22 protein-coding genes are annotated in these 23,989 nt (G+C 45.3%); 17 read left to right on the forward strand and 5 right to left on the reverse strand.

What is annotated here, in order from left to right; translation table 11 throughout:
• Positions 1-191: 191 nt before the first annotated feature.
• The 3 genes from BWI96_RS02630 to fumC all read left to right on the forward strand — a co-directional run bounded on the left by BWI96_RS02630 (position 192) and on the right by fumC (position 3,708).
• On the forward strand, positions 192-1,451 hold the full coding sequence (locus BWI96_RS02630) for a sialate O-acetylesterase (RefSeq protein WP_157830188.1): 1,260 nt from the start codon (positions 192-194) through the stop codon (positions 1,449-1,451).
• Positions 1,433-2,173, forward strand: coding sequence for a T9SS type A sorting domain-containing protein (locus BWI96_RS02635; protein ID WP_106635145.1), 741 nt, complete (start codon positions 1,433-1,435; stop codon positions 2,171-2,173). The genes BWI96_RS02630 and BWI96_RS02635 overlap by 19 nt, the downstream gene beginning before the upstream one ends.
• A gap of 131 nt (positions 2,174-2,304) precedes the next feature.
• Complete coding sequence (gene fumC / locus BWI96_RS02640; RefSeq protein WP_106635146.1) at positions 2,305-3,708, forward strand: class II fumarate hydratase; 1,404 nt, start codon at positions 2,305-2,307, stop codon at positions 3,706-3,708.
• A gap of 182 nt (positions 3,709-3,890) precedes the next feature.
• Here the strand turns inward: fumC and BWI96_RS02645 are convergent, their stop codons facing one another.
• Positions 3,891-4,643, reverse strand: coding sequence for a DeoR/GlpR family DNA-binding transcription regulator (locus tag BWI96_RS02645; RefSeq protein WP_106635147.1), 753 nt, complete (start codon positions 4,641-4,643; stop codon positions 3,891-3,893).
• A 343-nt stretch (positions 4,644-4,986) separates the two neighbouring features.
• Between BWI96_RS02645 and BWI96_RS23115 the strand changes: the two genes are divergently transcribed.
• Positions 4,987-5,334, forward strand: a complete 348-nt coding sequence (locus tag BWI96_RS23115; RefSeq protein ID WP_369804054.1) for an NUDIX domain-containing protein — start codon at positions 4,987-4,989, stop codon at positions 5,332-5,334.
• 26 nt (positions 5,335-5,360) lie between these two features.
• Here BWI96_RS23115 and BWI96_RS02655 read toward each other — a convergent pair whose 3' ends face one another.
• Both BWI96_RS02655 and BWI96_RS02660 read right to left on the reverse strand, forming a co-directional pair.
• Positions 5,361-6,116 carry an MBL fold metallo-hydrolase gene (locus tag BWI96_RS02655; RefSeq protein WP_106635148.1) on the reverse strand — a complete coding sequence of 252 codons (756 nt, stop codon included), beginning with the start codon at positions 6,114-6,116 and terminating at the stop codon, positions 5,361-5,363.
• Between the two features lie 10 nt (positions 6,117-6,126).
• A complete protein-coding gene (locus tag BWI96_RS02660) occupies positions 6,127-7,320 on the reverse strand; it encodes an MFS transporter (protein ID WP_106635149.1) in 1,194 nt (397 codons plus the stop codon).
• Positions 7,321-7,822: 502 nt separating this feature from the next.
• Between BWI96_RS02660 and BWI96_RS02665 the strand changes: the two genes are divergently transcribed.
• The 13 genes from BWI96_RS02665 (at position 7,823) to coaE (ending at position 21,246) form a co-directional block, all read left to right on the forward strand.
• On the forward strand, positions 7,823-8,905 hold the full coding sequence (locus BWI96_RS02665; protein WP_255400559.1) for an acyltransferase: 1,083 nt from the start codon (positions 7,823-7,825) through the stop codon (positions 8,903-8,905).
• 415 nt (positions 8,906-9,320) lie between these two features.
• Positions 9,321-10,226, forward strand: a complete 906-nt coding sequence (locus BWI96_RS02670) for a DUF808 domain-containing protein (protein WP_106635151.1) — start codon at positions 9,321-9,323, stop codon at positions 10,224-10,226.
• Between the two features lie 305 nt (positions 10,227-10,531).
• Positions 10,532-11,665: a glycoside hydrolase family 18 protein gene (locus BWI96_RS02675; RefSeq protein WP_106635152.1), complete on the forward strand. Its 1,134-nt coding sequence runs from the start codon at positions 10,532-10,534 to the stop codon at positions 11,663-11,665.
• A gap of 93 nt (positions 11,666-11,758) precedes the next feature.
• Positions 11,759-13,867 carry a M3 family metallopeptidase gene (locus BWI96_RS02680; RefSeq protein WP_106635153.1) on the forward strand — a complete coding sequence of 703 codons (2,109 nt, stop codon included), beginning with the start codon at positions 11,759-11,761 and terminating at the stop codon, positions 13,865-13,867.
• A gap of 868 nt (positions 13,868-14,735) precedes the next feature.
• Complete coding sequence (locus BWI96_RS02690) at positions 14,736-15,782, forward strand: bile acid:sodium symporter family protein (RefSeq protein WP_106635155.1); 1,047 nt, start codon at positions 14,736-14,738, stop codon at positions 15,780-15,782.
• A 43-nt stretch (positions 15,783-15,825) separates the two neighbouring features.
• A complete protein-coding gene (locus tag BWI96_RS02695) occupies positions 15,826-16,938 on the forward strand; it encodes an MBL fold metallo-hydrolase (protein ID WP_106635156.1) in 1,113 nt (370 codons plus the stop codon).
• Positions 16,939-17,378: 440 nt separating this feature from the next.
• Complete coding sequence (locus tag BWI96_RS02700) at positions 17,379-18,095, forward strand: hypothetical protein (RefSeq protein ID WP_232793548.1); 717 nt, start codon at positions 17,379-17,381, stop codon at positions 18,093-18,095.
• A gap of 41 nt (positions 18,096-18,136) precedes the next feature.
• Positions 18,137-18,496: a transcription antitermination factor NusB gene (gene nusB, locus BWI96_RS02705; protein WP_106635158.1), complete on the forward strand. Its 360-nt coding sequence runs from the start codon at positions 18,137-18,139 to the stop codon at positions 18,494-18,496.
• A gap of 192 nt (positions 18,497-18,688) precedes the next feature.
• Entirely contained in the window at positions 18,689-18,985 is a 297-nt protein-coding gene (locus tag BWI96_RS02710) for a YtxH domain-containing protein (RefSeq protein ID WP_106635159.1), read from the forward strand.
• A 69-nt stretch (positions 18,986-19,054) separates the two neighbouring features.
• Entirely contained in the window at positions 19,055-19,477 is a 423-nt protein-coding gene (locus BWI96_RS02715; protein WP_157830189.1) for a DUF1573 domain-containing protein, read from the forward strand.
• Positions 19,478-19,521: 44 nt separating this feature from the next.
• Positions 19,522-19,818: a preprotein translocase subunit YajC gene (gene yajC, locus BWI96_RS02720; RefSeq protein ID WP_106635161.1), complete on the forward strand. Its 297-nt coding sequence runs from the start codon at positions 19,522-19,524 to the stop codon at positions 19,816-19,818.
• Between the two features lie 98 nt (positions 19,819-19,916).
• The gene (locus tag BWI96_RS02725; RefSeq protein ID WP_157830190.1) at positions 19,917-20,594 is read left to right on the forward strand and encodes a hypothetical protein; all 678 of its coding nucleotides are present in this window, start codon (positions 19,917-19,919) and stop codon (positions 20,592-20,594) included.
• A 61-nt stretch (positions 20,595-20,655) separates the two neighbouring features.
• Entirely contained in the window at positions 20,656-21,246 is a 591-nt protein-coding gene (coaE, locus tag BWI96_RS02730; RefSeq protein ID WP_106635163.1) for a dephospho-CoA kinase, read from the forward strand.
• Between the two features lie 57 nt (positions 21,247-21,303).
• On the opposite strand, the gene BWI96_RS02735 is transcribed toward coaE, so the two are convergent.
• The gene (locus BWI96_RS02735; protein WP_106635164.1) at positions 21,304-22,551 is read right to left on the reverse strand and encodes a DUF58 domain-containing protein; all 1,248 of its coding nucleotides are present in this window, start codon (positions 22,549-22,551) and stop codon (positions 21,304-21,306) included.
• Between the two features lie 445 nt (positions 22,552-22,996).
• Positions 22,997-23,956 (reverse strand): aminodeoxychorismate synthase component I, encoded by a 960-nt coding sequence (locus BWI96_RS02740; protein WP_232793549.1) that lies wholly within the window; start codon positions 23,954-23,956, stop codon positions 22,997-22,999.
• Between the last annotated feature and the right edge of the window lie 33 nt (positions 23,957-23,989).

Consider the following 23,989-nt stretch of genomic DNA (forward strand, 5'->3'; position numbering starts at 1 on the left):
GAAAATGTTGCAGGTAGATTATGAATTAATTTGAAATTCAGTCCAGGCATATACGGATAGACACCTGGGCTGGCTTTAAGTAAAGTGAAAGTTTATGGAGCTATTTTAGTGCTACGATGGATTGAATGTCACCATATTTCAGCATATTGTTTCCGAATTCCCGCACGAATAGCCCCATCATCTTTAACTCAATGAACCGACTCTTTACTTGCCTGTTCTTACTATTGACTCATTCTTTCTTAAACGCCCAAATCACCTTTACTAAAGCTCCACTCGATTATCAGCTATTTCCCCGAAATGATCAGTCGGAGGGGCAGATTCTCATTGAAGGAACCGTAACCGACGCGGCAGCAACCAGGGTTTCGGTACTGATTCTGAGAGGTCAACAACCGTATCGCTATAGTTCCCAGAACTTAACTTTTCAGAATGGCCAGGCTGCTTTTTCACTGAAACCTTCCATCAAAGCCGAAGCCGTGGAATATTTGGCTCGCATTTATCTGGTGAAAAATCGGGATTCCTCTTTGGTAATGACGCGTATGAATCTGGTAGCAGGCGATGTCTTTCTGATTGGCGGGCAATCCAACGCCGTTGCCGGGGGCGAGGGCGGAAGTTACCAATCCTACAATCCGCAACTGAATGAATTTTGTCGAACCTTTACTACCAATTACCCCGGAGAAGGCCCGAAATGGGCTGTTGCCAATGGGAATAATATCAACGTAGGGGTTTGGGGAACGGAAATTCAGCGGCTTATTCACCAGAATCATCAGATGCCAACCTGTATTCTGAATAATGGGAATGGCGGTATGCCGATTCGTTACTTTAGTGATCGAAATGATGATAACCCCACGGATGATAACACGGCGTACGGGCAATCGCTCAATCGGAGTATTCAGGCGGGAGTCAGGGATTTTGTAAAAGCCATTTTCTGGCGACAGGGGGAATTTGAAGTAGGAGGTACCTCATCTGAAATCACTAGTTATCCCCAGTATTTTGACCGACTCTACAAAGGCTGGCATCTGGATTATCCGAATCTTAAGAAAGTATACGTAACGCAGACGGGCATTCAGCCTGTGATGACGAGTTCTTTAGCTCCGGCCCTGCGGGATTTTCAGCGACGCACGTCCCGGATTTACCCGGATGTACAGACGATTACCGCCATCGGGCTGAAAGAGTCAGACGGAATTCATTATGGAAGCGGCGGACACGTGCAGTTTGCCCATAATTTATACCCACTGGTTGACAGAGATTTCTATAACTCAACGGATACACTTCAAATCCAATCGCCCGACCCTCGCCGGATTTATTACTCCAATCCCGAACGAACGCAGGTAACGTTAGAATTCGACGTGGATCAGCAAATGGTTTTTCAGAACCAGGTCAATGTTATCTCTAAACTCAATGGCTGGGTTGTTACCTATCACATGCGGGAGTTATGTATTTCGATGGGGTAAATAACCAACTGGATTCGGGTTGGGTAGAAGGGTATAAGGTGCATCTGAAATTGAAGCAACCATCTTCCGCTCAGAAGCTTACCTATTTGCCGGATTATTTTCCGGTGGGGCATACGGATGTTTACCCAGGGCCGTACATGCTGAATCAGCGGAATCTTTATGCCTTTAGTTTTTACGAAGTCCCAATTGAAAGTTATCGACCTTCCCAAACCCTGCAATTGGTTCAGGTAGGCTTATACCAAACGCAGTTGAAATGGAATACGCTGGCCAATACACGGCAACTGGTACTGGAACGGCAGGGTGATCAGGAAGCGTTCAAAACAATTGCTACCCTTGCTTCAGGAGTCTCAAATTACACCGATGACAGTGCTCTGCCGGGGCAACGCTACATTTACCGACTTCGAACCAGCTTAACCACGGGTGAAGAAATTGAATGCCGTTTGCTGGTTATCATGCCCTTACCTACTATGACGAAATCATTACAATCGTGGGAGGTGATCGTATCGCCCAACCCTGTTCAACAGGAGGCTTTGCTGAAATTCAATCGGGCAATGGTTTCTGAAGTCACTATTTACGACCTAAATGGACGCCAGTGCTGGCACCAAACCAGTTCCGAAAGTCAGGTTCGGGTATCGCTTGGTAACCTTCCTGATGGGGTTTATGTGTTGCGGGTACAAAGTTCGGCGGGAATGCATACGCAACGTTTACTGGTTCACCATTAATAAATTACCAGAATTTTTGAAAAAAATCCATCGAGCGTTCCGTTCGCTTGGTAGCTTTGCGGCAAAAATCAGGCCCGATCTGGTTGCATACCCGAATGGGCCTGAAACGCTGAACTGTTAACAGACAAATCATGGAATACCGTATTGAGAAAGACACCATGGGCGAAGTGCAAGTGCCCGCTCATGTGTACTGGGGAGCTCAAACCCAACGTTCAATCCTGAACTTTCCCATTGCTCAGGATATCAATAAAATGCCCAAAGAAATCATTGCGGCATTTGCTTACCTGAAAAAAGCGGCGGCTATTACTAACTTCGAATTGGGCGTTCTGGCTGAAGATAAGAAAAATCTAATTGCTCAGGTTTGTGACGAAATTCTGGATCGTAAACTCGACGATCAGTTCCCACTGGTGGTTTGGCAAACGGGTTCAGGTACGCAGTCCAACATGAACGTGAACGAGGTAGTAGCTTACCGTGCTCACGTGATTAACGGGGGTGATCTGGGAGACAAACAGAAATTCGTTCACCCAAATGATGACGTGAACAAGTCACAATCATCGAACGATACTTTCCCAACGGCCATGCACATTGCGGCCTACAAAATCCTGATCGAAATCACGATTCCCGGTATCGAAAAACTGCGGGATACGTTACAGGCGAAAGCAGAAGCGTTCAAAAACGTAGTGAAGATTGGTCGTACGCACTTCATGGATGCTACTCCTCTGACGCTCGGTCAGGAGTTTTCAGGGTATGTTTCTCAACTGAACCACGGCTTGAAAGCCATCAAAAATACGCTGGAGCATTTATCGGAACTGGCATTAGGTGGAACGGCAGTAGGAACGGGTATCAATACCCCAGAAGGTTACTCGGAGCTGGTAGCGAAGCACATCGCTGACCTGACGGGCTTACCTTTTGTAACGGCTGAAAACAAATTTGAAGCACTGGCGGCTCACGATGCTATTGTGGAAGCTCACGGAGCGTTGAAAACGGTAGCGGTTAGTCTGATGAAAATCGGTAATGATATTCGAATGTTATCGTCTGGCCCACGGGCGGGTATCGGTGAAATCTTCATTCCTGATAACGAACCCGGCAGCTCGATTATGCCCGGTAAGGTAAACCCTACTCAGTGCGAAGCGATGACGATGGTAGCCGCTCAGGTTTTAGGTAATGACGTGGCCATTAACATTGGTGGCTCGAATGGTCACTTTGAACTGAACGTGTTCAAGCCCGTTATGATCTACAACTTCCTGCACTCGGCTCGTCTGATTGGTGACGTTTGCGTGGCCTTCAACGACAAATGTGCGGTAGGGATCGAGCCTCTGACGGAAAATATCAGAAAGCACGTGAACAACTCCCTGATGCTGGTCACGGCATTGAATACGAAAATTGGTTATTACAAAGCTGCCGAAATCGCTCAGACCGCTCACAAAAACGGCTCTACGCTGAAAGAAACGGCCATTGCTTTAGGTTACCTGACTTCTGAAGAATTCGACGAGTGGGTGAAACCAGAGAATATGGTTGGAAAGATCGAAATCTAGTTTTCCAACGAATCAGGAAAGCGTCGGACGGAAAGTCTGACGCTTTTTTTATATCCTTATCGTAGAGACGTGATGGAGTCGCGTCTGGCTTCCCCGCCATGCCTAGTGTCTCACCAACCATGGTGCAGACTAGTAATAAAAAAAGCCTCTCCCCAGACGCGATGAAGCCGTGTCTCTACGGGTTAGGCTTCAATCCAGTGGCAACCCGCTTCCTGATACTGTTGGATCAGTTTCTGATCCAGCCCGGCATTGGTAATGATGTGGTGAATAGCCGTGAGTGGAGCAAATTTCAGGTAACTATCATTCTCAAATTTTTCAGAATCAGCCAGTAGAAAACGCTCTTTCGCATGGGTCAGTAGAGCGTTGGTAAAGGACGCTTCCGTTTCGCTGCGGGCCGTTAACCCGTTTTTTAGCGAAATACCATCTACGCCCACAAACGCCTTCGTCGCGTGATACCGGGCAACGTGTTCAAGAGCAACGGATCCATGTACGGCTTGACGATTAAGATCCAGTTCACCGCCGATGAGATTAATAGACAGATGAGGAGCTTCTCGCAGCTCCCAAATCAGAGGCAATGAATTCGTAATGATTTTAAGATTTCGGAAGGTTTTCAAATGCTGAGCCATGGCTAGCACGGTGCTCCCACAGTCCAGAAAAAGTACGTCATTTTCTTCTACTAATGAAGCCGCCCGCTGTCCAATCTGCCTCTTGGCCTGCGTCTGAATGGAGGCTTTTTGTACGAAAGGAATAAAGGGAAGCTCATTACGCATCGCTCCGCCGTGGGTGCGAATTAGTTTGCCTTGTTCCGCCAAGGTATTCAAATCCCGGCGAATGGTTATTTCGGAGGTATCCAACTGCTCGGCTAGAAAGCTTACGCTTCGCTCGTCACCGTCAGCCAAAAACGCCAGAATTTGTCTATGTCTGGTAATGCTCATTTTTGATTATTATTGATCATTTATTGTTATTTTTGATAGTTAATATTTTATTTTGATCAAAAATGATCGAATATTGCGAATAAATAATAATCAACTAACAAAAATGAACATTTATGAATACGGTTCAAATCGTAAGCACAGAAGTACTTTCGGATCATTGGTATACGCTTCGCAAAGTTACTTTCGATTATATCAGGAAAGATGGGTCGAGTCAGCGACAGTCGCGAGAATGCTATGACCGAGGAAACGGGGCGGTCATTCTGCTTTACAATGGAGAAAAAAATACAGTAATTCTAACCCGGCAATTTCGTATGCGACGTACGTCAATGGGAATAAGGATGGCATGCTGATTGAAGCCTGTGCCGGATTACTGGACGCTGATAGCCCTGAAGATTGCATTCGACGGGAAACCGAGGAAGAAACAGGGTATCGCATTACTAAACCCGAACGAGTATTTGAGCTGTACATGAGCCCGGGGTCAGTTACCGAAATTCTGTATTTTTTTATCGCCGAATATCAGGAAGCCCACAAAATGAATGAAGGAGGAGGAGTGGAGGCAGAGGAAGACATTCAGGTGTTGGAACTTCCTTTCCCTCAAGCTTTGAAGATGATTGAAACGGGTGAGATCAAAGACGCCAAAACCGTTTTGTTACTTCAGCATTTGCAGTTGAAAGATCGGATGAAAGCGTAACCAAGGTTACTACCAAAGAAGGCCTTTTACTTTTTCATTAAATCCGGGTAGGAAACCATGGGTTTCCTCAAGGCGTGACAAAGCAGGAAAATCCAGTCCTGACCCTGTTCAGCATATTCTTTCCGAAAGGCTCTGGCTCGTTTACCGTCATAATCGTTTTTATAGGCGAAATTTTGCTGGATGTAACTTTTCTGGGGTAATACATCCGCTCCGTAGAAATACCTTTTTCCATCATGGGTGATGGTCAACGTCTGGTGGTAAGGCGTATGCCCGCCCGTAACCTGAAAGGAAATATCTGGAGTTAATGCCCCTTCCTCTTCATTCAGAAAATGAACATTGGGATGTAGAGCTAAAGCCTGAAGTGTAGCGGGATGATACGAGGGGTTATCCTTTTGAGCCAGGGCAAAGGTTAACTCCCGTTCCTGAACGTAATAAATGGCATTAGGAAAGTTAAACTGAAACGTCCCGTTTGCCTGAATGGTGCCCACGCCGCCCGTATGATCTTTATGCAAATGGGATAGAAATACTTTCGTTACCTGAGTGGGCTCAAGTCCTTCCTGGCGAAGGGAACGATACAATTGAAGTTCATGGCCTTCACTCAACCCCAACCCTGTATCCAGTAGTATGACCTCTTCCGAAGTAACGACTAGAAACGGATGTACCGATAACAGCGTGGTTCCGGCGAGGTGATGTTCTGGAACGTACGTATCCAGCTCGACGGGCGTAAATACTTTACTAAAATCAACGGAAAACGGACCTTCAGATAAAGCAGTGATTTTCATACATTCAGGGTTAATGCGAGAGCCGTGGCGTCATTTGCTGTTTGATGGCAACGGTAACGCCGATATTTAAAAAGGCTAAAGCAGCTAAAACGGCCAGTAAAGTTAGAGGCCCGCCGTGTTGCACAAGATAACCTCCAAGTAAGGGCGTAAGGGCCTGAGCAATGAGAGCCGGACGAGCCAATCGACCCAGTACAACCGCAAAGGATTCCGGGCCAAATAGCTCCAGCGGTAAGGTTCCCCTCAGAATGGAGCGAATACCATTTCCTAAACTATATAAAACCACGCCAATCGTCGCCAGACTCACGTCCAAACCTAACAGTAGTAATCCGACTAAAACCAGAATGGATGAAATCAGGGCACTCCAGATTGGATGTTTTTTGGGACCCATCAAATCCAGCAATCGTACGCCAACCTGACAGGGACCAATCAAGGCCCCTAGCTGAATGGCTGCCTTAAGGGTTAATCCTTTGGCCTGTAAAATGGATAGAAGTTGAACGGAAATGGCCGTCATGAGTACTGCCGCAATCATGAAGTTAATGACCACCCAGCGAAACATAAGCTGGTTTTCAGTCGATAAACCTGAAGACGAAGCGTGATGCTGAGTCTGAATGGTTTGAGGGATGGTTTGCCCTCTGCAACCCCAATGATACAAAATTGGGAGAATGGCACTCAGAAAGACGGCATAACCTGTACAAGTATGTCGCCAGCCGAACTGTTCAATTAACCAGGCTAGGCTTGGCCAGGTAATAGTCGTCGCAAAACCAGAAATAAGGGTAATATGGGTGATGATTTTTTTCGCTTCCAGTCCATGCTGTTGTCCTAACGTTGCAAAAAGGGCATCGTATAAACCCATCGACATACCCACACCAATCAGACACCAGCCTAGTATGAACAAGGGTAAGACCGGAGCCAAACCAACCACAACTAACCCTGATCCAATGACCCAGCCGCTATGCATCAAAATAGCTTTGCCACGTTGACGGGCAATTTGTCGACCCACGCTTGGGGCTAATAGTCCCGATATAAAGATGCTTAACGAAAGAGAGCCGTATACCCAGGAAGAAGGCCAGCCTGTTTCTTTGGTAACGGGTCCGATGAGGACGGCCATCAGGAAAAAAGAACCGCCCCAGGCAAAAATCTGGGATAGTCCCAGTAACAAACTACGCAGCCACGAGGGCGTATAAGGTATTTCAGAATCAGTCATCGTTCCAGTCACACATTGCGGCTACAAAGTTCGTGAAGTCTGGTTTATTTGTGAAAGACTATTTTTTATAATAATTATTGAATGTTTTGTATCTCATAATCAAAGAGTTATGGAATGATTTATGGCAATTTATTTTCTGCTATCCATTTCAACTATATACTCATATATACTCAGGATTTGCTTCGCTTAAATGGAGTTAAGAGGACACAATGCATATGCTAAACAGATCATTCTTTTTCAAGGAAAGGCCAGCTTTGAGAAAGGGCGGCAAATCATTCTTGGCAAATTGGAGATGAACGATATAGCAAATGACCTTTTTAGAAGAATTTTGAAATAAGTGCTATACTCCAGAAAGGAGAAATAAATTATAGACGATTACTGGAAGAAATTTATTGAATAATGTTACTTTTTAATTATCAATAATTCAAACATAAAAATCGAAGAAATAGAAATCAGATTTTTAGTTTAATTTCGCTTTTCGCGAACTAAAAGTATTTCAGTCATAGAAAATTCTAGAAAAAATAATTTTGACTTTCTTCGCTTAGTCTTTGCTGCAGGCGTAATTATTACTCACGCGTATCCACTGACAGCGTCTCAGGAATGCGACTGGCTTTGCAAGATGTCTCACGGGCAATATTCCTTTTCCTGGATTGCCGTAAGAGGATTTTTTGTCATTAGCGGTTATCTGATTTTTCAAAGTTTACAGAGATCCCGAAACCTGCTGGATTTCTACTGGAAGCGTGTTTTGCGGCTTTATCCCGCCTTGATCGTAGTGCTTACACTGACAATTGCATTAGGGCCACTCGTCTACAAGGGTGAGATACCTTACTGGAAGAATGAGGCCGTGAAAACTTATTTTACAAATAATCTGGGCCTTTATCGGATTCAATACGCGATTCCAGGTATCTTCGAACACAACCCTCACCCATTCGCTATTAACGGTTCTTTATGGACAATTGCGTTTGAGTTTACGATGTACATCGCCGTATCTGCATTCTTTTTTATTAAAAATAAACGGAACCTTCTTATTCCAATTCTGGCAGTTATCTACCTGATTTTAGCTAAACTTGATACCGTAAATTTTGAAGAAATTCAGAAATGGAATTACCCAATTCTTGACTGGTATTTAATTGAATTAGGCGTTTATTTCGCCGCTGGATCGTTACTAGCCGTATTAGGATTGGAACGATTACCCATTGCTTATCTAACTGGAATTCTTCTCGTTTCGTTGAGTGTATTTATTTACATGACAAGCCGTCCGGGCTTTTTGTATGCGAGCGTTAGTATGCTACCACTCATCGTCTTATGTGCCAGTTTAATCCCGGTAAAGGGAGTTAGTACCATTACTAAATACATAGGCGACCTTTCGTACGGACTCTATATTTACGGTTTCCCGGTGCAGCAGACACTCGTTTACTTCTTCAAACCCGGTGCTAATACCTTGATTATCTCAAGCCTTCTGGTATCAGCAGTGTTTGCCTATTTATCCTGGCATTGGATTGAGAAACCAGCCTTGAAGCTTAAAAACCTCAGTAAGTTTATAGGTAAAAAGAAACCCATCGCTGAGCAAACGTCGCTTCATTAGCTCAGCGATGTATGATTACATTCTATCGGATTGTAAATCTTTAAGTTGAATTCGATTTGCATCCGACCAAGTATGAGCTATGCCTTATTCGTTTTTATCGATTACTGATTTCTTGAATCGCAATCATTCCTACAGATAGATGATACAATCCATTTATTTTGTTTTCCTGGACGGATTAACGGGGTTTTCTATGACCGACGTAGAAAGAACGTTAGGAGAGCGAAATGGATGGCTGGAAACAGCAAAACCCAAATCTCATCGTTAAAAGAACCAGTTTGGTCCAGTCCTGTTACCATCCATCTAGTAAAGTTCATTGATTGCTCAGGGGAACTTGTATCTTCGTCCCCGTTCTCACTCATACAGATGGAACAATCATTTTCAACACAATATATTTTACCAAAACAAACAACAAACAATGGCTTCGGGCCTTTTAGCTCTTTTAGATGACGTGGCAGCTCTGGTGAAAGCCAGTGCGGCAAGTTTGGACGACGTTCCTACTCAGGTTGCCAAAACTACCAGTAAAGTTTCGGGCGTAGTGATCGACGATACCGCTGTAACTCCTAAGTACGTGGTTGGTCTAGACCCTTCGCGTGAGCTTGCGATCATCTTCAAGATTGCCAAGAAATCGCTGATTAATAAAGTTTTCCTGTTGACGCCCGTCGTGTTACTACTGGGCTTCTACGTTTCCTGGGTTATTCCTTACATTTTGATGGTGGGGGGAGCGTACCTGTGTTTCGAAGGGTACGAAAAAGTACACTCGATGTTCAGCAAACACGAAGGTCACGACGAGTCGGATGAGGATATTAAAGCTATAACTCCAGAAGAACTGGAGAAAGTCCGTGTAGACAGTGCCGTTCGCACGGACCTGATTCTGTCGGCTGAAATTATGGTGATTACCTTTGGTACGGTGACGGGTCAGCCGCTGTTTAACCAGATCATTGTCATGTTAATCGTGGCGGTGGTGATCACCGTAGGGGTGTACGGTGCGGTAGGGGTGATCGTGAAAATGGATGACGTGGGGGTTAACCTGGCCGGCCCGAATCGTCCGGCTTCCATTCAGAAATTTGGTCGTGGACTGGTGAAAGCCATGCCTAAGTTATTAACGGCTCTGGGTTACATCGGTACTGTAGCCATGCTTTGGGTAGGGGCTGAGATCATCGTACACGGTGTTCCATTCCTGCACCATGCTCTGGAACATTTCGAACATGCCATTCCCGGAGCTGCTTTGGCCTGGATTGCCAAAGCTCTGGTTTGTGCCGTTGGTGGGGTAATCCTGGGTTTTGTTATCGATAAAATCCTGAGCATTTTTCGGAAGAAATAATCCGTTAAAGGAATAGGTATACGGCGGCTGGTGTCCTCACCAGCCGCTTTTTGTTTGTTAAACGCGACTTCATCGCGTCTAGTCAGAGGATGATATTCAGTTGAATGGTAACCGTACTCGTCTCTGAATTAAACGTATACTCGTCAACAAATCAGAAAGTCGCCTATACTCCAGATGCGATGAAGTCGCGTTTCTACTAAAAATGGTGTTAGACAATGATTTATAAAAAAAATTAATAACTCAGACTGCTAGTCATCAGGGATTTGTATTTTTAGTTTTTGATTGACATTTCATACTTAACAACTATGCCTAAAAAACTAATAGTCAGCATACTGATCGCATGCCTGAGCCTGACTACTTTCGCTCAAAGTAGAAAATATGTAGTCATTGGTTATGTAACCGGAGGCGGCTGGACGAAAGAAGGCCTCGAAGCCGATGCCAAGCGAATGACCCATATTAACTTCGCTTTTGCCGTTCCTAACGAGCAGGGAGTGTTGGCTCATTTAGACAAGCAATCCATCAAAACCCTCACCACGCTAACGGGATTGAAGAAGATAAATAAAGACCTGAAAATCCTGATTTCGATTGGCGGTTGGGGTGGTTGTAAATACTTTTCAGATGTATCCCTGAATGAAGTAGCTCGCCAGAAATTCGCCAAGAGTTGTCTGGACTTATTAAATACGCATCACCTGGATGGCGTGGACATTGACTGGGAATACCCTGATCAGATTGGAGCAGGTAACATTTTCCGACCCGAAGACAAGCAGAATTATACCTTATTACTGAAAACCTTACGCGAGCAACTGGATGAGCAGGGCAAAAAGGATAAGCGACTAAACGCAAATCATTACCTGTTGACTTCAGCCACGGGTGGCGACACGGCTTTTGTCAATCACACTGAACTGGGTAATGCCGCCAAATATCTCGATTACGTAAATATCATGACGTATGATTTGTATCACGGTAATGACGTTGTAACGGGCCATCACAGTCCTTTGTATCAATCTAAATCGAGCGATCGTTCGCGGAACAGTTCGGATGATGCCGTGAAAGGGCACGTGCAAGCGGGGGTTCCAATCAACAAAATTGTTCTGGGCGTTCCGTTTTATGGTCGCGGCTGGACGAACGTGAATCCGGCTAATCAGGGCTTATTTCAGAAGACGGAAAATACCAAGCATTCCTTCATCAGTTACACCGAGCTGATGGATAAATACATCAATAAAAACGGCTGGAAAAGGTACTGGGACGATGCCGCCAAGGTGCCTTACCTCTGGAATGAAAAAGAGAAATCCTTCCTGTCGTATGCTGATGAAGAGTCGCTCAAGTACAAAACAAAATACATCAAAGATCAGGGCATGGCGGGAATTATGTTCTGGGAGTATAACCACGATTTGCCCGCCCGCACGCTGATGACCAGCATTGAAAAAGGATTGAAGTAACCCATTAGACCCTGGGACTGCCCCGGGTCTTTTTTGCCAGAGCAAACTTTCAAGTGTACCTTGCTTCTTTTTCAGCATCAACAAAGCTTACGAATGAAACTCCTGTTACCGCTAATGGTCACTGCATCGCTGGCTTTTGGGCAGCCTCGTCCCGCCACAGACAATCCCTTTTTAGCTACCTATACGACTCCGTTCGGAGTACCACCGTTTGACAAAATTCGGACGGAGCATTTTGAACCTGCTTTTGAAGAAGGTATACGTCAGCAGACCGGCCAGATTCAGAATATGCTGCGTCGCCGGGATATGCCAACGTTTGAAAATACGATTGTCGTTCTGGATAACAGCGGCGATATTCTGGATCGGGTTAGTACCGCTTTCTATAACCTGAACTCGGCTAATACGAGTGATGAAATCCAGAAAATTGCTCAGAAACTGGCTCCCAAATTATCGAAACACCACGATGATATTCAGCTCAATGCCGATTTATTCAAACGTGTCAAAGCCATTTACGACAAACGTCAGTCTCTGAAACTGACCACTGAGCAACTGACTTTACTTGAAAAAACGTACAAGAATTTCGTCAGAAGCGGAGCTGCTTTATCCCCCGAAAAACAGGCTCGTTTGCGGGAGATTAATCAGGAACAATCGCTTTTAACGCTCAAATACGGTCAGAATCTATTGGGCGAAAACAATGCTTTTGCACTGGTCATCGACAAAGAATCTGATTTAAGCGGATTACCATCCTCACTAGTTGCTTCCGCAGCTGAGGAAGCTAAAAAGCGTATGCTGGCGGGTAAATGGGTCTTTACGCTGCAAAATCCTAGCGTGATGCCTTTCCTGCAATACGCTGATAACCGGGAACTTCGTGAGAAAATCTTCAAGGCTTATATCGAACGGGCCAATCATGATGATGCTCGCGATAACAAGGAGAACATTAAGAAAATCGTAGCTCTGCGGGCAGAACGGGCAAAGCTACTGGGTTACGAAAACCACGCGGCTTATGTGCTGGAAGAAAGCATGGCGAAAACGCCCGCGAAGGTAAATGAGCTGCTGAGTCAGTTATGGTCGGCTACGGTTCCGGTAACGAAGAAAGAAGCCACTGATTTGCAGGCTATGATGGACAAAGAAGGTAAAAACGAAAAACTCGCGGGCTGGGACTGGCGGTATTACGCCGAGAAACTCCGTAAGGAAAAGTATAACCTCGACGAAGAAGAACTGCGGCCTTACTTCTCACTGGAAAATGTGAAGCAGGGCATTTTTACGCTTTCAGAACGCTTGTACGGACTGAAATTTGAGGCTCGCCCTGAGATTCCGGTGTATCATCCCGAAGCGATGGCGTATGAAGTAAAAGAAGCCAATGGCAAACACGTGGGTATTATTTACATGGACTTCTTCCCACGGGCCAGCAAACGTGGCGGTGCCTGGATGACAAGTTACCGCAAGCAAGAAGTGAAAAACGGCAAGTTTATCGCTCCTGTCGTTTCCATTGTTTGTAACTTTTCGAAGCCCGTAGGTAATGCACCGGCTTTACTGAGTATGGACGAAACGACCACGTTCTTCCACGAGTTTGGGCATGCGTTGCACGGCTTACTTTCGAATGTGAATTACGGTAGTTTGTCTGGAACATCGGTGCCCCGTGACTTTGTGGAGTTACCTTCTCAAATCATGGAAAACTGGGCGACGGAACCCGAAATGCTAAAACTCTACGCAAAACATTACCAAACGGGTGAAGTCATTCCAGAAGCTCTGGTAGAAAAATTGAAAAAAAGTGGATTGTTCAATCAGGGCTTCCTGACGTCCGAATACCTGGCAGCTTCAATTCTGGATATGGCGTACCACACGCTGGCTCCTGGTCAGACGCCTAGTGATGTTTTGACGTTTGAGAAAGAGACCATGAATAAAATCGGCCTGATCGAGCAGATTCCTCCCCGTTACCGTAGTACGTATTTTCAGCACTCCTTCTCTGGGGGGTATTCGGCTGGTTATTACAGCTATATCTGGTCGGCAGTGCTGGATGCGGATGCCTTTGAAGTGTTCAAACAAAAAGGATTATTCGATAAAAAATCGGCGGAATCGTTCCGTAAGAATGTTCTCGAACGTGGGGGTACTGACGAACCCATGAAGCTCTACAAAAACTTCCGTGGAGCCGAACCTGACATCAAACCGCTGTTGCGTCGTCGGGGTTTATTAACGGAAATGTAAGCGACGGTCTGAAAGGACATTTTAAATAAAATTGAGGTTGAATGGCGTTAGTCCAAGACACTGTCTTGGACTAACGCCATTCTCGTTCCTACACTAATGGCAGGTTCCTGCCTGCCATTATCCTCAAGCCTTTCATCCAGTGAAGGCCCTTGCTATTCCCGCCGTCCCTCGGCTCTGGCCGAGGGACCAATTAGCTGTAGGCCTCTGGCCGGTAGAATGCGAACCCTTAGGTAGTAATAAGACATCTTTATCGCCTTCAAAACAGGCTTGTACACATCGGGCAGAAGCCTGCACAACTACAGCGTTATTTGGCTAGAGCTGAGACTGTGGGGTTGGGTATCAACAATTGGATGTTAGATGAATGATGCCAGCGAAAAAGCTGGCATCGGTTGGGCTGAAGTCTATGGATTTGTCCCTCGCATTTTCTTGCAGTCACTCGGCTCTGGCCGAGCGACTGTGAGGATGACCAGCGGTCTAATAAAAAGATGAGGTACTCCCCACAATCCTCCACTTTCATTCAAAACATAAGAACCTTATAGTAGTATTGGATAACACTTTCTCGTTGGGAATTAATCAGTCTCTCCTTGAATCCGTCCCATGCCTTCAGAAGGTCTCTCACTTCGTTCGAGATGACAGATGGGAGAGTTAGTTTATACCTCAAGCTGTCTCCAGAGAGAAGGGGCTTGGCTTGGCTCGCCGATTCTTCATCGGTGAAGGTTTCAGCATCCTGCTTTTTATTTTTCAGATTTATGGCCAAGAAATTGTTACCTACCCACGTAATTGGCGTCTGATTATGAAAGGTCTAATGGATCGGTACGATCTTATTTAAAAATACCGATGCGAAAATTATCCCACTAACTGCTTTATTATGTCTACTCTATCTTCATCCTCCCGTTCATTTAATCCATTGAAAATCCTCAGTAAGATTGGCCTCGATGGCTTCATTCTGGCTTTACTGGGCATGATTGGCCTGGCGTATCTCTGGCCCGAAGGCGGACTGGGCGAAGGACCCTTTTCATTGTCTACTCTGGCTAATTACGGCGTTTCGTTGATTTTCTTTTTTTACGGCCTGCGTCTGAGTAAGGAGAAACTCAAGGCGGGGCTGACCAACTGGCGGTTACACATCGTCGTTCATGTGAGTACGTTCGTTCTTTTCCCAGTGCTAGTGTTAATCGCCAAAACCTTATTCGAAAACGCCGATAATCAAATGGTGTGGATGGGTGTATTTTTCCTATCAACCTTGCCTTCTACGGTTTCGTCTTCGGTTGTGATGGTTTCCATTGCAGAGGGAAACATTCCGGCGGCCATTTTCAATGCGAGTATTTCCAGTATTATGGGCGTATTCATTACGCCCATATGGATGCAGATAGTGAACACCTCGGCGGAAGGCGGCGAAAGCCACCTGAGCGACATTATGGGAAAACTGGTCTTGCAGGTGTTATTACCCGTTGTTTTGGGGATTTTGCTGAATAAATACGGCGGAGCCTGGGCCGAAAGCAAGAAGAAGTTTCTTCGTTATTTTGACCAGACGATTATTTTAATTATTGTCTATACGGCTTTTAGTGAATCGTTCGATCAGCACCTGTTCAGTAACTTAAGCTGGGGCGACCTACTAATGCTTGGAGCTGGAATGTTAGCCATGTTCTTTACCGGTTACTTCATTATTACGGGCGTATGTAATTTGCTCGGTTTCAACCGGGAAGATCGGATTACGGCTGTTTTTTGCGGATCTAAAAAATCACTGGTTCATGGGACAGTCATGTCAAAAGTACTCTTTACGAATAGTGCTGCTCTGGGTATTATATTATTACCGTTAATGCTCTATCATGCCCTGCAACTGATCGTCGTTAGCGTTATTGCTCAACGCATGGCGGCGGCTCATCGTTTGTCAGCGGGAACTACTTTAGCGAATTGAGAATTACCTGATTTTGAAAGTATTGGACTTTCGCTTATCCCCCATGAAAAAAGTAAAAAAAGGCATGATTATTCTGCTGAGTATTCTTGTGATTTTAGGTCTGGTAACGGTGTTGGTGTTGCAGCTACCCACCTTTGGTGGAACGGCTTCGGGTGCCCGACTGGAGCGAATTCAACACTCTCCGCAATACAAAAACGGCACCTTTGCCTATCCGCTCGAAACGCCGATGATGAACCCGGAATCTTCCTGGTTCAAACTTCTTCAGGCATACCTGAAACCATCGGAAGGTCGAGAGCCGGAACGACCTTTGCCATCCGTAAAAACCAATTTAAAAACTTTAACCGGGGCAGAACCCGTATTGGTCTGGTTTGGTCACTCGTCCTATTTTCTTCGTATCAATGGAAAAAATCTATTGGTCGATCCCGTCTTTAGTGGACGGACTTCGCCTTTTCAGTTTGTTGGGTCAAAGGCTTACTCCTGCACCGAAATGTATGCAGCAGATGATTTTCCGGAGCTGGATGCCATTATCATTTCCCACGATCATTACGATCACCTGGATTACGATACCATTCTGAAACTGGCTTCCCGAACCAAACATTTTCATGTGGCCCTGGGCGTAGGTTCGCACCTGGAACGCTGGGGCGTAAAACCCGAGGCTATTACCGAATACGACTGGTACGAATCCGGAAAAATTTCGGATGATCTGGAGTTAACAGCTACTCCGGGCAGACACTTTTCCGGGCGGGCACTGAAACGGGGGCAAACACTCTGGAATTCTTACGTGTTGAAAACACCAACGCAGAAGATCTTTTTGGGAGGTGACTCGGGATATGGCCCTCACTTTAAAGAAATTGGTGAGAAATATGGCCCTTTCAGTCTGGCCCTACTGGAGTGCGGACAGTATAATGCCATGTGGCACCTCATTCATATGATGCCCGAAGAAACGGCTCAGGCGGCGAAAGATTTAAAAACCGAAGTATTAATGCCCGTTCACTGGGGCAAGTTTACGCTGGCCCTGCACCCTTGGAAAGAACCCATTGAGCGTGTAACGAAAAAAGCTCAGGAGCTTCAGCAACCCATCACTACACCCCGCATTGGGGAGTTGGTACACATTGGCAGTAACTATCCTACGGATCATTGGTGGAATGGCTATTAATTCTCTTCGTAGTTAGTTAATGGTTATTCGTTTGTAGTGCTGTCTATTCATCGCTTTTATTTTTCCAGTGTTTCGCGTTGGGAGTATAAAGTTTTAGGTTGCTGTACCCATGTCCCTGATTGTTTTGAGTTAGCATGAAGACGTTGCTCTGGTAACGTCTTTTTTGTGCTTTGCCAAATTTCCTTTTTCAGAAAGGATTTTTGGCGAAAGGAATCTGTATCAGAAAGTTAGCTAAGAAAAATTAGGATTGTGAAATAGCTCTAACCACGGCAAAAGAAGACGCGATAAATCGGTGGCTCTACGCATTGAAAACTGAAAACAGTCTACTGAAAACTCAAAACTCTGCCCTTCATTTCGTACCTTTGCGAACCCAAAATAAGTTCTTTGACTAATCGCTTTTACCGAATATGCTGAATCGGAGGACGTTGCGAATCAAGGCCATGCAAACGCTTTATGCGATCCATCAGGCCGAACGTTCCAACTACCAACTAGCCCAGGATTTCATCGTTGAAACCCTGCAACCCGACCTTAACTCCATGGAACGCCAGGACCCCGAACGCTTTGAAGGCCTTCGGAAGTTAGCCCTGATGCAACTGGAAGAGTCGGTCAATAAGAAAGAAACGGAAGAGGAGCTTCCCTTAATGGCCCGTCAGGTGGCTACGGAAGCCCTGAATTTTTACCGCCAGAAAACGCAGCAGGATCGCTTACGGTTTGTACGTGATGCTACGAATTCCATCGAGCACATCTATGATCAGTATCTGACCATATTGCTCTTATTGCTGGAGTTGGCCGATGAAGCTCAGTTGTTCCAGGAGCGTCGTTACCTTGACGATGGTCTGAACACGAAAGTATTAGCCAATAATCAATTCATTCAGGCCCTTCGCCAGAACACTACTTTCGAAAACGAAGTAATTCGCCGAAACCTGAAGTGGACGGAAGAAGATCGGGTTCAATACATTCGTCCTTTCTTCAAAGACGTACGTCAGGACGAAACCTTCCAGAAGTATTGCGAAAAAAATCATCACACACCCGAAGAGGATGCGGAGCTGGTGATGCACTTACTGAAGCAGGTGATTTTCAAGAATGAAATGATTAAAACAATCTTCGACGAGCAAAACCTGCAATGGTCAGAAGATAAAGACACCTGCGGAGCTTAAGTACGAAAACGGTTAAATCCTACCAGGATGGCGACCTCCGTTTGCAGACTTTACTGCCCGGCGGTGAGGATGATATTACCTTCTTCAAAGATTTACTTCGTCATACCTTAGATAACGAAGAGCGTTTCATGCAGTTTATTGTAGATCAGGTTACGAACTGGGATTCTGAACGGATTGCCCTGACGGACCGTATCCTGCTGATGATGGCTCTGGCTGAAATGATTTACTTCTCAGGTATTCCGGTGAAAGTGACGATCAACGAGTTTATTGAGGTAGCCAAAGATTATTCCACTCCCCGAAGCGGCCAGTTTTTGAATGGTGTACTGGATACACTATCAGCAAAACTGCGTGAAAACGGTACTATTCGTAAGAGCGGTCGGGGGCTGATTGACAATCGATAATTGGATTTTGATCAATCTATTTCTAGTTTTCAGGGGCCTTAGGGCTAAATTTAGAAACCTAGTACTGATTATCAGTAAGTAAAAGCCAGTTTGAATGTCCAGGATGTCTGATTTTGTTTCTGTTTTCTAGTTTTAAAAACAAAAACGGAGTGGATTTACTTTTAAAGGCATCCGAATTTTACAGCGAATGTTATGAAAAAATCAACCCTTGCTTTAATTGGCTTTTTAGCCGGAACCGCGGTTGGGGCCTCTATAGGAATTTTATACGCACCCGATTCAGGTGAAAATACACGTGACCGTTTAGCATACCGTCTTTCGAAATACCGTGAGCAGTTACAGCGTCTGATTTCAGATCTGGTTGTTCAGGGCGATTTACCCGAAAGTCTGGCAAAAACGGAAGGTAAAAAAGTAGTAGACGAAGCTCGCGAAAAAGCGGAACGCTTGTTGGCAGATGTCGAAATGCTGATGGGCCAAATCAAAGGAAACTAAGATCATAATTGGGCTTGATATGAGCTTTAAGGTTTGCTTAAAGCTCATATGCAGGACTTCACACGAGGAATGAAAAGCACATTAGTACTAGGACTGGCTTTGATGGGCCTTCTGGGACTTAGCTCTTGCGGAGATGGCAAGAAAGAAGGTTCTGCCTCAGATGACCCCACGAAATTCCCAATTCTGAAATTCAATCAGCCCGAAGTAGATCTGGGGAAAGTAACCGAGGGAGATACCCTTCTGCATCGGTTTGCTTTTAAAAACACGGGGAATGCTCCGCTGGTCATTCAGTCGGCTTCCGCTTCCTGTGGCTGTACGGTTCCCATTATTCCTACGGCGGCGATTGCTCCGGGAGATACGGCCAGTTTGCTGGTCAAATTCAACAGTAAAAATAAAGTAGGAGCGAATACCAAGACGGTTACGGTGATGGCGAATACCAAGCCAGAAACAACTACGGTGGCTTTTAAGGTAGAAGTGCTGGAAGCCAAATAACGCTTTTCTCGAAACGAACCATTAATCCTAACTTAAGTAAAGATATGTTATTGCAGGCACCCGCTGGCGGAACTAACTGGTACAGCCTCGTTCTGATGGGCGGTATTTTCGTAGTTATGTACTTCTTCATGATTCGTCCTCAACAGAAGAAGGCGAAAGATCAACAGAAATTTGTTGACGAACTGAAAGAAGGCGACCAGGTAATCACGATTGGTGGTTTACACGGTAAAATCGTTGAAACGACCGATAAAACCGTTACCCTTGACGTAGGACGTGGCATGCGTCTGGTTTTCGAAAAAACGGCTATTTCTCGCGAAAGCAGCCAGCGTCTGGCTCAATAATTCCAAAGATCAGTTGATGCATTTCGGGTAAGGAATAGGTTTTTATCTGTTTCCGACGAAATGAATTGTTCACTGATAATTGATCACTGATCATTGAAATGATGAAACCTGACTGGAAAGTTGCGGGTCTCTGCATGTTAGGGGCTCTGCTTTTCTGGCTGATGAATGCTTTGAATAAACAGGGCTATTCAACCCGATTAGCGTATCCATTACAAGTAGCTTACGATGATTCATTGTATGTTCCTACTTCTCCGCTTCCGCGTCAAATTCAGGCCAGTATTACCGGCAGTGGCTGGGATTTACTATGGCGTATGATTTCCCTCGGAAATGAGCCCATTCGTTACTCCGTCGTTAATCCGTTACATACGAAATTTATTAATACGACTTCGTTAACGGATTTACTTTCAAATCGCTTACAGGAGACGCACGTGAATTACATCATTGCCGACTCGCTGAATATTAGTTTTGAAAGAAGAGTAGTGAAGACGGTTAAACTGATGGCGGACACCAGTGGTGTGAAATTTCCGAGCCGATTTGTTGTATCAACGGTTATTAACGTCATTCCACAAACGATTACGGTCGAAGGGCCGGAGTCAGCCATGAGGGAAATACCCAGCATCATTCAGATTCCATTACCTAAAAAAATTACGGGTGATTTTGATGAACAAATTCCAATTCCGCTGGTCAATAATCCCCATGTAAATGCTTCGTCCAAACAGGTAAATATTAGTTTTGAAATTGCTGAATTACTGAGTCCTTTACCAGTAAAAAAATAATAATGTCAAACGCGAATCAGTACGGATAAGGTACGGTTCGCGTTTTTTTATAATCCAGGAAATGAGTCCTAAAGTGATTGGCATTACGGGTGGAATTGGCTCGGGCAAAAGCCTGATTGCTAAGGTTTTTGCCTGTTTAGGTATTCCCATTTACGAAGCGGATGACCGGGCCAAACAGCTAATTAAGAACGATCCTGTTCTGAAAAATCAGTTACTGGAATTGCTGGGTCCAGAAGCCTATTTACCTTCGGGCGAATACAACCGGACATGGGTGGCAAGCCAGATTTTTGATAAGCCGGAGTTATTACAACAGGTGAATGAACGGGTGCATCCACGTGTTCGAAAAGATGGCGAAGAATGGGCTCAGAGCCATGCCTCGGCTCCCTATCTGTTATACGAAGCGGCGATTATGAAAGCGGCGGGAGAAGGCAATAACTTTCAAAAAGTGATCGTCGTGGAAGCTCCGCTGGAGTTACGGATTCGGCGGGTAAAGCAGCGGGATAATCGCACAGAACAAGCCATTCAGGACATTATAGCCCGTCAGGCCTCCGAAGAAGAACGCCAGCGAATAGCGGACTACATCATCTGGAACGACGAAAAAACATCCGTCATCGAGCAAGTGCTGAACCTTGATGAAGAGCTACGGAAGTAATTGGTAAACTACAGAGGTAAAAGAGTATAAAAACTCTAAATCCATAACTTCACACGCTTAGATCATTCCCCGAGCTTTTACTTCCAGGTATTTATTAATCGTATTTACCGTTAATTTTTCGGGTGGGGTTAATACCGACTGAATGCCGTATTGCTGAAGTTCACGCATGATTTGCTGCTTTTCGTAGAAGAACTTCTCAGCAATGGTTTTCAGGTAAATTTCTTCGGTAGTTTGAGCGGGCTTTGTAAGTAAGGAGCGTAACTCCGTGTTTTCAAAGAAAATAACGACAACGAGATGATCCTTGGCTAGGCGACGCAGGTAAGGAAGTACCCGTCGCATGGCGTTTACCGTTTCGAAATTCGTGAATAGCAACAGCAAACTCCGCTGCCGGATTTGCGTTTTCAGGTTTACGTATAACAGTTCATAATCCGTTTCCAGAAAACGGGTTTTCTGCCGATACAGTAACTCCATAATCCGCTGCAACTGGCCAGGCTTGCGTTCGGCGGGAAGGATTTGTCCTTTTTTATCGGAAAAGGTAAATACGCCCACTTTGTCCTGTTTGATTAGGGCAATGTTACTCATGACCAGCGTAGAATTAATGGCATAATCCAATAGGCTTAGTCCGTTGAAAGGGCTTTGCATGACGCGGCCTTTATCAATCAGGCAGTAAATCGCCTGAGATTTTTCTTCCTGAAAAGCATTAACCATCAGCTCATTCCGTCGGGCTGTTGCTCGCCAGTTGACCGTCCGCACTTCATCGCCGGGCACGTAGGGGCGAATCTGCTCAAATTCCTGACTCATCCCAACCCGCCGGATTTTCTTAATACCCAATTCGGTTAATCGACTCGAAATAGCCATGAATTCGTACTGCTTCATTTGCAGAAAAGAAGGATAAACCGCTACCTGCTGATCCTGCGAAAAACGATGCCGACGCTTCACCAATCGAATGGGGCTTTGAACATAGATATTAACGGCTCCGAAGGCATAAACGCCACGTTCTACGGGTCGTAACTCATACCGAATAATCTGCTGACTTTCGGTAGCTAGCTCGGTTCTGAAGAGCACGTCACGCTTCTGAAACTGAAAAGGAATTTCATCAATAATCTCCAGCTTAACTGAAAAATTATAGTGGTTTTCGAGGAAGATAGAAACCGGATTGGCATCACCGTTGGAAAAGCGTTCACCTACGTCCCGTCGGGCCATTAGGGTTTGTCCAGGCAGGTATAACAGTAAAATATCCATTACAATCAGCACTCCAAACACCAGTAAGGCGACTTGTATGATACTGAAGAGCCAAGGCATCATAAATGCCAGCAAAACAGAAAACGATACTGATTAATACCGTGAAGAACAGTCGGGAAAGGTAAAGAGAACGGAAGAAGGCCAAGCAGGTTTAGGGTTTAGGGTTTAGGGTTTAGGGTTTAGGGTTTAGGGTTTAGGGTTTAGGGTTTAGGGTTTAGGGTTTAGGGTTTGAAAGGGAAAACCCATAAAGGTAAAGGATTTGTTTGAAATGGGAGGTATAACCCCGGAGGGGTTCAATATGGATAGCCCCAGGCTGGATAGCCCCGGATGATAATCCGGGTGTTTATCTCTTTTTAGGAATCTGCCTTTAAAACGCGGACTCTCCCGCCGTGGCTGGTGAGGACATCAACTGCGGCGGAGAGATCGCCCTAAATGACAATTTGGGTTTGTATTATCTGTAAACAGAAAATGTCAAACAGTAACTCACCAAATCGGCACGTATACCTTATCAATCAACTCCTGGTATTCCTCCTCGATCACTACGGAAGGTAATGCCACCGCCGGAGCGGAAAAAAGTGCCTGACGAAGTTTGCTCCAGAAAACGAATCATCACACCCGTATCCAGATTTTTACCATCAAAAATGCCGACAATTCCCGTGTAATACCCACGTGGTTCGGCTTCGGCTTGCTGAATGATCTCTACCGTTTTAGGTTTGGGAGCCCCGGTAATCGAACCGGCAGGTAATAGTCGCAGGAGCAAGGTACCTAACGCGTTGGCCCAGTTTTCGGGTAACCGACCTTTGATTTCCGAGCTTACCTGCAATAGCGTTTTATCGTGCGTTTGCACTTCATCGATGTAGCGAAAGCGTTCTACCCAACGTTCAGTTGTTACCTGAGCCAGATCATTCCGAATCAAATCCACGATAGTGGCATGTTCGTAGCGTTCTTTTTCATCGGCTAACAAGTGCTCCCGAGCATTAGGTAGGGCCGCATCCAGCGTTCCTTTCATGGGGTAACTGGAAATGAAATCATCCTGAACACGAACGAAAATTTCCGGCGAAAAACAAACGATTTCCTCTACGTCAGAATCATTCGAAAGACGTAACCACACCTTATACTTTGCCTCACTTCGCTGGAAAATTTCCTGAAAACTCAGATTCGTCTCCACGCGAGTACGAGCCGTTAGGTTCGTCAGAAATGAATTCCCGGCTAATAATTCACGATGTACTTTTTGAAACTTCTGATCAAACTCCTGAAAAGAGAGGGGGAATTTGTGAAAATAAAAATCCGAAGAAGCGGAGATGTCTTCTGAGGTGTTTGAAATTCCGTTCAGATTATACCAAACCGAATCCTGCGGCACTTCGTCCAGGGGCCAGAGTAGAGGCCGCCGAAGCTCAAAATCAAGCACAAACAAACAGGGACGACGCTCGCGACCCCAGATGTTCAATTGCTCTTCAATGGTTTTCATGGTATACACCTAACGCAGATGAAGCAGGATTCC

Origin of the sequence: Siphonobacter sp. SORGH_AS_0500 (genome assembly GCF_002838835.1) — a bacterium.
Classification (GTDB): domain Bacteria; phylum Bacteroidota; class Bacteroidia; order Cytophagales; family Spirosomataceae; genus Siphonobacter.

Excerpts from the sequence above, each read along its gene's own strand:
- BWI96_RS02630 (WP_157830188.1), top strand. The coding sequence starts at position 192 with ATGAACCGACTCTTTACTTGCCTGTTCTTACTATTGACTCATTCTTTC.
- BWI96_RS02635 (WP_106635145.1), top strand. The coding sequence starts at position 1,433 with ATGTATTTCGATGGGGTAAATAACCAACTGGATTCGGGTTGGGTAGAA.
- fumC (WP_106635146.1), top strand. The coding sequence starts at position 2,305 with ATGGAATACCGTATTGAGAAAGACACCATGGGCGAAGTGCAAGTGCCC.
- BWI96_RS02645 (WP_106635147.1), bottom strand. The coding sequence starts at position 4,643 with ATGAGCATTACCAGACATAGACAAATTCTGGCGTTTTTGGCTGACGGT.
- BWI96_RS23115 (WP_369804054.1), top strand. The coding sequence starts at position 4,987 with ATGCTGATTGAAGCCTGTGCCGGATTACTGGACGCTGATAGCCCTGAA.
- BWI96_RS02655 (WP_106635148.1), bottom strand. The coding sequence starts at position 6,116 with ATGAAAATCACTGCTTTATCTGAAGGTCCGTTTTCCGTTGATTTTAGT.
- BWI96_RS02660 (WP_106635149.1), bottom strand. The coding sequence starts at position 7,320 with ATGACTGATTCTGAAATACCTTATACGCCCTCGTGGCTGCGTAGTTTG.
- BWI96_RS02670 (WP_106635151.1), top strand. The coding sequence starts at position 9,321 with ATGGCTTCGGGCCTTTTAGCTCTTTTAGATGACGTGGCAGCTCTGGTG.
- BWI96_RS02675 (WP_106635152.1), top strand. The coding sequence starts at position 10,532 with ATGCCTAAAAAACTAATAGTCAGCATACTGATCGCATGCCTGAGCCTG.
- BWI96_RS02680 (WP_106635153.1), top strand. The coding sequence starts at position 11,759 with ATGAAACTCCTGTTACCGCTAATGGTCACTGCATCGCTGGCTTTTGGG.
- BWI96_RS02690 (WP_106635155.1), top strand. The coding sequence starts at position 14,736 with ATGTCTACTCTATCTTCATCCTCCCGTTCATTTAATCCATTGAAAATC.
- BWI96_RS02695 (WP_106635156.1), top strand. The coding sequence starts at position 15,826 with ATGAAAAAAGTAAAAAAAGGCATGATTATTCTGCTGAGTATTCTTGTG.
- BWI96_RS02700 (WP_232793548.1), top strand. The coding sequence starts at position 17,379 with ATGCAAACGCTTTATGCGATCCATCAGGCCGAACGTTCCAACTACCAA.
- BWI96_RS02710 (WP_106635159.1), top strand. The coding sequence starts at position 18,689 with ATGAAAAAATCAACCCTTGCTTTAATTGGCTTTTTAGCCGGAACCGCG.
- BWI96_RS02715 (WP_157830189.1), top strand. The coding sequence starts at position 19,055 with ATGAAAAGCACATTAGTACTAGGACTGGCTTTGATGGGCCTTCTGGGA.
- yajC (WP_106635161.1), top strand. The coding sequence starts at position 19,522 with ATGTTATTGCAGGCACCCGCTGGCGGAACTAACTGGTACAGCCTCGTT.
- BWI96_RS02725 (WP_157830190.1), top strand. The coding sequence starts at position 19,917 with ATGATGAAACCTGACTGGAAAGTTGCGGGTCTCTGCATGTTAGGGGCT.
- coaE (WP_106635163.1), top strand. The coding sequence starts at position 20,656 with ATGAGTCCTAAAGTGATTGGCATTACGGGTGGAATTGGCTCGGGCAAA.
- BWI96_RS02735 (WP_106635164.1), bottom strand. The coding sequence starts at position 22,551 with ATGATGCCTTGGCTCTTCAGTATCATACAAGTCGCCTTACTGGTGTTT.
- BWI96_RS02740 (WP_232793549.1), bottom strand. The coding sequence starts at position 23,956 with ATGAAAACCATTGAAGAGCAATTGAACATCTGGGGTCGCGAGCGTCGT.